This is a genomic window from Amycolatopsis sp. La24 (genome assembly GCF_029087445.1).
Taxonomy (GTDB): Bacteria; Actinomycetota; Actinomycetes; order Mycobacteriales; family Pseudonocardiaceae; genus Amycolatopsis; species Amycolatopsis nivea.
In genome coordinates, this window is record NZ_JARACH010000120.1 from 1 (window position 1) to 9,006 (window position 9,006).

General features: G+C 69.3%; 7 protein-coding genes. 5 read left to right on the top strand and 2 right to left on the bottom strand.

Annotated features, from left to right (window positions below; all coding sequences use genetic code 11):
• The 4 genes from PUT80_RS45645 to fgd all read left to right on the top strand — a co-directional run.
• A partial coding sequence (locus PUT80_RS45645) for a hypothetical protein (protein WP_275295855.1) occupies positions 1-401 on the top strand: 401 nt, incomplete at its 5' end.
• Positions 402-479: 78 nt separating this feature from the next.
• Positions 480-854 (top strand): YciI family protein, encoded by a 375-nt coding sequence (locus tag PUT80_RS45650; protein WP_275295856.1) that lies wholly within the window; start codon positions 480-482, stop codon positions 852-854.
• Positions 855-978: 124 nt separating this feature from the next.
• Positions 979-2,406, top strand: coding sequence for a glycoside hydrolase family 76 protein (locus PUT80_RS45655; RefSeq protein ID WP_275295861.1), 1,428 nt, complete (start codon positions 979-981; stop codon positions 2,404-2,406).
• A 105-nt stretch (positions 2,407-2,511) separates the two neighbouring features.
• Positions 2,512-3,516: a glucose-6-phosphate dehydrogenase (coenzyme-F420) gene (gene fgd, locus PUT80_RS45660; protein WP_275295857.1), complete on the top strand. Its 1,005-nt coding sequence runs from the start codon at positions 2,512-2,514 to the stop codon at positions 3,514-3,516.
• A 73-nt stretch (positions 3,517-3,589) separates the two neighbouring features.
• Here fgd and PUT80_RS45665 read toward each other — a convergent pair whose 3' ends face one another.
• A complete protein-coding gene (locus PUT80_RS45665; RefSeq protein WP_275295858.1) occupies positions 3,590-6,013 on the bottom strand; it encodes an SdrD B-like domain-containing protein in 2,424 nt (807 codons plus the stop codon).
• Between the two features lie 228 nt (positions 6,014-6,241).
• Here PUT80_RS45665 and PUT80_RS45670 point away from each other — a divergent pair, with 228 nt between their 5' ends.
• Complete coding sequence (locus tag PUT80_RS45670) at positions 6,242-6,970, top strand: hypothetical protein (RefSeq protein ID WP_275295859.1); 729 nt, start codon at positions 6,242-6,244, stop codon at positions 6,968-6,970.
• 372 nt (positions 6,971-7,342) lie between these two features.
• Here the strand turns inward: PUT80_RS45670 and PUT80_RS45675 are convergent, their stop codons facing one another.
• Entirely contained in the window at positions 7,343-8,659 is a 1,317-nt protein-coding gene (locus tag PUT80_RS45675; RefSeq protein ID WP_275295860.1) for a right-handed parallel beta-helix repeat-containing protein, read from the bottom strand.
• Positions 8,660-9,006 lie beyond the last annotated feature (347 nt).

The following is a 9,006-nucleotide window of genomic DNA, read 5'->3' on the forward strand; positions in this document are numbered from 1 at the left end:
CCGCCCCCACCACCCCGCAGCCGCCCCCACCGAACCACCCCGACCCCGACCACCCCGCCCGAGTCCGGGTCGTCGTCGACTGGGATCCCTTCTCCCGCCCTCCTCGCCGGGTGGCGACCAGGGAAGAGATGGTCGCCTCCGCGCACCGCGTGCTGGCTCGGCGCAAGCCCGGGCGGCATCGCAAGCCCGACACCCGCGAACCCTGGATGTCCCGGGCCGCGGATTTCGTCGTCGCTTGGGCGGCCATGCTCCGGATGGCGTTGCTTCTCCTCGCCGGGACCGCGTTCCTCAGCGGTCTCGTGCTGATGAACAGCCCCATAGCGGGGGCTGCGGTGACCCTCGTCGCGGGCGTCGCGGCGTGGGCAGCGCGGCCGCGGAAGTCGCCGACGCATCGCTGCTGAAAAATGTCGAACCCGCGCCAGGCCGTTCGACGAGGATGTGACGGCTGGACGAAGCCAGCCCCAACCGAGGAGCGGTCAATGCGTTTCCTGATGATGCACCGGCTCGACGAGAGCGCCCCCGAGGCCTGGAACCCCAGCCCCGAGTTCATGGAGAAAATGGGCGCGTTCATCCAGGACTGGACCGAACGCGGCATCCTGATCACCGCCGAGGGCGTGCACCCGTCGGAGAGGGGCGCGATCGTCCGCAAACCCCGCGGCGCGGCCCCGAAGGCGACGGACGGGCCGTTCACCGAGGCCAAGGAGGTCATCGGCGGGTTCGCCCTGGTCAACGCCGCGGACCGGGCGCAGGCGGTCCAGTACGCGAGCGAGTACGCGGACCTGTTCGACGAGATCGAGGTCGAGGTCCGCCAGGTCGTGGAGTTCGACGGCCTCCCGGACCTGACCGCGGAATAGCCCAGCGCGCCGGGCATCCGGCGGCATTCTCGAGCCAGGTCTTTGTCATTCGTTGACCCGCACCGCGTCTCGGGCGGATCTTCGTTCCGGGGGAACGGGGTCCAAGGAGGCAGCGGTGCGGGTCATGCTCACGGCGGTCCTGACAACGATGTCGGCGCTGCTTCCGGTCCACGCGAAAGCGCCTCAGCCGGCGGCGAACATCGTGGTGTGCAACAAATACTGCGACAACCGCGCCGCCGACCAGGCGTCCAGCGACCGGATCGCGGTCACGACGGCGCTCGACGACCGCGTCCTCCAGTTGCACTTCGCCGACGCAGACCCGATGGGCTGGGCCGTCGTCGACCACTCGCGCCCCGGCGACCGGGTGTGGCTCGACCGGTCCTTCGACGGTGGCGCGACCTGGGACGGTGGCGCACAGCTGGGGCTCACCACCGCGCCGTCGGGGGTCGGCGGCTGGCGCACCCAGATGTACAACAACGACGACTGGAACAACCGCGGCGTCGGCGCCCTGCGCGCGTGCGGCAGCGCCACCGACACCGGCCGGATCGCTTGTACGCCTTGGGCGCGCACCCGCTGGAACGCGGCGGACCGTGCGCAAGCGGCGGCGACCGCGATGATGGCGCTCTACGACAACGGCACCGGCTACTTCCGCAACGGTGGCGGCTGGGGCACCGCGGTGTCGCTCGCCGCGGTGATCCGCAACGCGTCGGTCAGCCGGATGGCCAGCTACGACTACGCGATGGCGACGACGTACGACAAGAACGTCAACGCCGGCCGCGGCCAGTTCCGCAACGAGTTCTCCGATGACACCGGCTGGTGGGCGATGGCGTGGCTCGACGCCTACGACCGCACCGGCCAGCAGCGCTACCTAGCCACGGCGAAGGCCGATGCCGACCACATGCAGACCTTCTGGACCGCCGACTGCGGCGGCGGCATCCGCTGGAAAGAAGGCCTGACGTACAAGGCGTCCATCTCCAACAGCCTTTACATCGAGGTCAACGCGACGATCGCCGACCGCACCGGCGACGCGACCTACCGGACCCGTGCGCAGCAAGGCTGGGATTGGTTCCGCGGCACGGGACTCATCGGGTCCGACGGCCTGGTGGTGGACGGTGTCGACGGCGCCAGCTGCGCCGCGGTCGGGCAGCGCTACACGTACAACCAGGGCGTATTCGTCTCCGGCCTCACGGCGCTGTCCAAAGTGACCGGAGACCAGAACCTGATCAACACCGCCCGCTCAGTGGCCGACTCGACGACCCGCACCGGGTCGTTCTTCACGGGCTCGGACGGCATCGTCCACGACCCGGGCGAGGGCAGCAGCTGCACCGACGACGGGTCGTACTTCAAAGCCGGACTCGTGCGCGGACTGTCCGAACTGGACGCCGCGACAGCTGACGCGCCCTACCGCGATTTCCTGGCCAGACAAGCGGATTCCGCCTACGCCCATTCCCGCAACGACTTCGACCAGTACTCGCGTCCGTGGTCCTCAGTCGGGGACAAAGGCCCGGGCTGCCAGGCCGCGGCGCTCGTCCTGATGACCGCCACGTACTAGCCCCGTTAGTGACCGACAGCACACCCGCCTCGGCAAGGCCCGTCCGGGTACGGTTGACGGTGCCACGGAATCCTGCGTGGTGCGTGTGGACGGGGAAGGGCGATCGTGGAGCTGAAGGTCGGGTACAAGGCGTCGGCGGAGCAGTTCGGGCCTCGGGAGCTGGTGGAGTTCGCGGTGCGGGCCGAGGAGCTGGGGCTGGATTCGGTGTGGGTGTCGGATCATTTCCTGCCGTGGCGGCACGAGGGCGGGCACGCGCCGTGGGCGTTGGCGTGGATGCCGGCGGTGGCGGAGCGGACGAGCCGGGTGCTGATCGGGACGAGCGTTTTGACGCCGACGTTCCGGTACAACCCGGCGGTGATCGCGCAGGCGTTCGCGACGATGGCGCTGTTGTCGGGCGACCGGGTGATCCTGGGCGCGGGAACGGGCGAGGCGTTGAACGAGATCGCGGTGTCGGGCCGGGAGTGGCCGGAGTTCAAGGAGCGGTTCGCGCGGCTGCGGGAGTCGGTGCGGCTGATGCGCGAGCTGTGGAGCAAGGACAGCGTCGATTTCGAGGGCGACTACTACCAGCTGGTCAACGCGAAGATCTACGACCGGCCGGAGCGTCCGGTGCCGGTGTACATCGCGGCGGGCGGTCCGGTGGTGGCGAAGTACGCGGGCCGTGCGGGCGACGGGATGATCTGCACGTCGGGCAAGGGCATGGAGCTGTACACCGAGAAGCTGATGCCGGCGATGGCCGACGGCGCGGCCGCGGCTGAGCGGGACGCGGCGAACGTGGACCGGATGATCGAGATCAAGATGTCGTACGACCGGGATCCGGAGAAGGCGCTGGCGAACACGCGGTTCTGGGCGCCGTTGTCGTTGAGCGCGGAGCAGAAGCACACCGTGTCGTCGGCGGAGGAGATGGAGCGGCTGGCCGACGAGTTGCCGATCGAGCAGGTCGCGAAGCGGTGGATCGTCGCGTCCGACCCGGACGAGGCGGTCGCACAGATCAAGCCGTACCTCGACGCGGGCCTGAACCACCTGGTGTTCCACGGCCCCGGGCACGACCAGGAGCGTTACCTGTCGCAGTTCGCCGAGGACGTGCTGCCCCGGCTGCGCGCGCTGTCCTGACCGCGGTTTCCCGTCTTCGCTAGAGAAAAGGCCGGGCCGAGGTCCGCACCAGGCGTGCGGACCTCGGCCGCGGTCACTGCCGCCTGAACCGCCTTCTGCGGGCCGCCACCAGGAAGGCCGTGCCTCCGGCGACGAGCGCCCCGCCGAGGATCAGCAGCATCGGCAGGAGCGGAATCCCGGTCGAGGCCAGCGAATCCGTGTCCGTCGCGTCCGAGGCGGGCGGATGGGCCGCCGGGGGAGCCGGGTTCGGGCTCGTGCCCGGCGGCGCCGACGACGTGGGCGGACCCGGCGGCAACGGAAGGTAGACGCCGGCGTCGATGGTGTGGTCGACCCCGCCCGCTTCGGCGGGAGCGGTCACCGGCGCGTAGCCGTTGCAGAGCGGTCCGGACTTCGGCGGCACGACGTTCGAATCGTGCGCCCGGTCCGGTCCGGCGGTCGGGAGCGTGAACCGCAGGTCGGTCGCCGGCGGCGTCCCGGGCACGTTGTCCGTCGCCGCGGTGCAGACGTCGAACTGCACGGTGTACTTCTCGCCGGGCTTCAGCTGGTATTCCGCGCCGACGCCGCCGAAGTAGTACTCGCCCGCCTTGTCGGTCCGGGTGCTGGCGACCTTCGCGCCGTCGGCGTCCAGCAGGTTGACCGTCGCCTTGGCGAGCGGGACCTCGTCGGTGCGGTTCGGGTCCTGGACGCCGTTGTGGTCGCCGTCGAACCACACGAGGTTGCCGATCTGGATCGGCGCGTTCGCCGCCTGGTAGGCGATGTCGCCGAGGCCGCCCGCCTTGCCGAAGCTGTTCGCCGGGCCCACGAACGCGTACCCGTGCTTCGGATTGTCCTGCCCCGGCCCGATGCCGGAGTCGACGTCGTAGTAGCCGACGCCGTCGGAGCTGACGTACTGCGCCGGGTCCATCTGGGTGCTGATCACCCATTGCTGCTGCGGGATGTAGGCGACCGACCCCTGCGAGGACTCCTGGTGCACGCCGTTGCCGGACCGGTTCGGATCGTAGAAGTCGCCGGGGAAGTACTCGACGACGCCGGGCGGTTCGTGGCCGTTCGTCTCGGGCTTGCCGTGGTTCGGGCAGGCCCCGGTGCCTTCCCAGTCGTATCCGCCGCCGGGCGCCGCGCACGCCATGGTGATGTCGCCGCCGGACATCCCGGTCCGGACCGTGTCGTCGGTGGGCCGCGGGTCTTTGCCGGAGCCGAAGACGTCCATGAACCGGTCGCGGAAGCCGAGGATCATCGAGCCGTCGCGGGTGAACGCGAGGCTCGCCAGTTCCGGTTGCGGGTTGATCCCCGCGCCCTTCCGGATGAACTTGTCCCACGAGGAGAACGAGGTGTCCCAGGGGTTCCAGTGGTCCATGCTGTCGTCCGGGTCCGGGACCGTGATGACGTAGCCGCGCCGGTAGTCGAGTCCGTGGGTGAGCACGGGGGTGAATTTCGCGCCGTCGTAGGTGTAGACCACGGCCTTCAAATCCTCGCGCCGCCTCGTGCTTTCCGCCGAGCAGACGCCGCCGACGTACAGTTTCGCGTCGTGCGCGGCGACCGCGAACGGCCGCCAGTCGTTGGGCACGGCACAATCCGGAGCCGGGATCGAGACGGTCTTGCCCGGTTTCGCGGTGGCTCCGGTCGCGTCGAAACTGAGCAGGCTCCGGGTCGCCAGGCTCACCGCGTACAGCGTTTTGCCGTCCTCGGTGAGCGCGATCCCGCCGAGGCTTTCCTTTCCGGGGACGTCCACGAAATGCTGGTCCTTGAGCATGTCGACCTTGCCGTGTGCGGTGACCTCGGCATCCGGCACTTTCGCGAACAACGTGGGCGCGCCGCCGCCGAGCGGCGTGGTGTAAATAGCGCCGCCACCTTCGGGGCCGTAGGTGGTGAAGCGTTTCGCGAACGCCGCCTGGAAAATGCGGTCGCGGTATTTGTCGTACGCCAATCCCCACGTGGTGCCGACCTGGGCCTGGGTGTTCAGCACGGTCGGGCAGGCCGAGTCGGCCGGGCAGGTGCCGCGGAGACTGCGGTCGAAAGCGACCAGCGCGCGGCTGTTCGGATCGGGCGCGCTGCCGTCGCTGTTCACCGCCGGGCTTTGCACCGGAACGTAATAGCGGGCGTCGGGCGGGGTGTGGTCGGCCGGGTTCCAGACGCCGGTGATCACCGAAACGTCTTTTCCCTCCCGCAGATCCACGAACGTCGTGAAACTGTCGAAGTGGTTTTTCTCCGTCGACGCGGGCGCGGCCCGCAAATACGCGCGATACGGATCCGGAACGGAAACGTCGACGCGGTACCGGCCGCCGGCGAGCGGGGCGGCCGGGTCCACCACGACCTTGCCCGCCGCGTCGGTGCGGCCGCGCACCTGATGCCCGGCGGAGTCGGTGACCAGCACGGACATGCCCGGCTGCGGGGTGTCCATGGCGGCGTTGACGATGCCGGTGCCGAAGAAATCGCGGAGCACCTGGACGGTCAAGGTGCCGTCCTCGGCGGCAGCGGCGGCGCCGGTGGTCACCGTCATCGTGCTGCCACCCAGCATCAAGACAGCGGCGGCGGCGCGCGCCAGCCTGAATCTGCCACTCGTTCTTCTGCCACCTCGGGTCATGACTGCGGGATCTCCGTTCTCTGCGCGGAATATTCGCGCGGCGTGCCGCAAAGCTGTAACAGTGAACCAGAAAACGGTCAGCCCGGGTACGGCACCGGGACACACGGACCGGGTGAATCGAAAACCCTGCTACGGTCACTCGCTGTGCTGGGAAAACGGATCGCGCGCCGGTGGATCGTCGTCGCCGCGGCAGTGACAGTCGCGCTCGGCGCGGGAATATTCTGGTATGCCGCCGCGGGTTCCCCGGATTCCGGCCCGCGCGCGGTCACCGCGGACGAGGCGAGCCGACTCGCGATCGCGCGATTCCGCAATTACCAGAAACAAGGCCGCGCGGTGACGATCAGTGTCCCCGGCGCGGCGGGCGAACTCGTGATCACCGGTTCGGCCGATTACCGCGCGAAGTCCGGTTACGGAGTGCTGAAAGGCAAGGGGCGCAACGACTCCGGCAATGGTCTGATCCGGTGGACCGCCAGCCGGATCGAACTCCGCCCGCTGGCTGTCGTCCCGGATTTCCCTCCCGGGAAACCGCCTTCGGACGGCTGGTTCGGACGCCCGCTCAATCCGTCCGCGGGCGCACTCGACCGCGCATTGGCGATTCTTCTCGGCCTCGGCAGCGACCGGCCGGACAACGCGCAATTGCTGCCGCAGAACGGTGCCGAATGGGTAGCGGCCGATCAGGTGAACGGACATCCGGTCGACGTCTTCACCGGCCCGGATTCGCGCGACCGCCCCGGCAGCGCGGAAAAAGTCCGGTACTGGCTCGACGCGGACGGCGTCATGTACCGGGTGCAGGCCGCGATTCCGGGAGAAACGGATCCGGTCGTCATTTCCTTCGACACACACGAATTCACTGCGGTGCCTTCTGCTCGGTGATTTTTCCTTCGAGTGCGGTGTTGTCGCGGGTCGGCCTCGTCGTTAGGCGGCGGTGGCGGATGGGCGGTTTGCCAGCGCGGTGCTGTCGCGGGCAGGGGCGCGCGTCGTCAAGGGGCGGTCAGGGATGCGTGGTTTGCCAGCGCGGTGCCATCTCGGTGAGGTTTCCTTCGAGCCCGGTGCTGCCGCGGGTCGGGCTCGTCGTTGAGCGGCGGTGGCGGGTGCGCGGTTTGCCAGCGTGGTGCTGTTTTCGTCGAGTACGGCGCGGGCGCGCGTCGTTAAGCGGCGGCCATCGATGCGCGGTCTGCCACCGCGGTGCCGTCTGTTCGGTGACGTTTCCTGCGAGCCCGGTGCTGCCGCAGCCCGGGCGTGTCCTTAAGCGGCGGTCACGGACGCGCGGTCCGCCAGCAACGACGCCGCCGGTGCTTGGATTTTCGCGACGTCCGGAAACTCCGGCACTGCCGGGACGACCGTGGGTCCGGCCGTGCGCGCGTCCGGAAACTGCGGCTGCAACGGCGGTGCCACGACCTCGGTAAACGGAATTCCCGCGGGCGGTTTCGCCCTCGTCCACATCCCCGAGGGCGAGGCGGCGGCCGCGGGACAAGCGGCGCTGGTCGGCAGTCCCTCCGGAATCGTGTGCAGCGGCCCGGAATCAACGCAGTTTCCGCTGCCCTTGGTCGCGCCGGGGAATGTCCAGCCGACGTCGAGGCCGTTCGCCGCGAAGACGTCGCCGACGATCCGGTTGCCGTTCGGCGGAATGTCCTGGGTCGCGGTGAGGACGACCCCGGCGTTCGGGTTCCCGGCGATCCGGTTGCGCAGCACCTGGTTGCCGCTGCCGCCGTCGATGCCGATCCCGATGCCCCAGCCGCCGTCGGCCTGCTCCGGCGTCGCCGCCTGCCCGTTGGCCGCGACCAGGTTGCCCGCGAGCACGGAATCCTGCTGCGGCAACAGCTTCTCCTGGTGATCGGAGTTGCTGGTGGCCCCGACCCGGTTCCCGCTGAACCGGTTCCCGACGACGTACATCTCGCCGCTGGCGTTCGTCCCCTCGTACCCGACCGCGTTGAGCTCCGCGACGTTGCCCCGCACCACCGTCCGGCATGGTTTGCATTGGCCGACATAGATTCCGGAATCAGCGCCGCCGGACGCGTAGGACTGCTCGATCACTCCGTTCTGCGCGGAAAACGCATAGATTCCGTAGAGCCCGTTGCTGGTCGCGGTGACGTGCGAGACCAGGAACGAACTGAGGAAACGGATCGGCTCGTCCCCGGTGTCGTACCCGCCCCCGTGCCCCGGCAGCCCGTCGGCGGCTTTGACCGAACCGGTCACGAGCACGCCGTTCTGCGTGTGATTCCGGACGGTCAGATTCTCGACGGCGACGCCCGGCGCGGACACGACGACGCCGTTGTCCCGCTTCAGCTGCCCGTCGACGATCACTTTTTCCCGCACTTCGCCGCGCAGCGTGACCCTCGGCGTCGTGATTTTCACCGTTTCGTGGTACTCGCCGGGCGCGACGAGCACGAGATCTCCCGACTGAGCCAGGGAAACCGCGGCGGAAATGGTCGGCGCGTCAGCCGGAACGCGGATCGTGACACCCGCCCCGTCCGGCCGGTGCCCTTCGGCGGAGGAAGAACCACAACCGCTGACCAGTGCGGCGGACAGCCCCAGGATCGCCACCATGGCGAGAAAACGCATGCGCCCAGTCTGGCATGAGCGCCGGTTTCCGTTGGGGTGATTGTCAGCCGGGTTGGCGGTCGGGCGCTTGGTTGGGGTTGTGCTGCGCGGGTGCGGGGGAGCGGGGTGCGCTGGCGGCCGGGTGCGGGAGCGGGTGTTGTTCGGCCGGAGTCGTGGGAAATGCGGAGATGGGCGTGGTGACGGGGCGGCAGTTGAGCGCGGGAACGGATGGTGCGTTGGCGAGGTCGCGGGTGGTGGGGGGACTGGCGATGAGGTTGTCGGTTGAGCGCCGAGTGCCACCAGAGTCGCGAGGCGCTGGGGACTGGCGATGACGTCGTCGGTTGAGCGCCGGGTGCCGCGGGATTCGC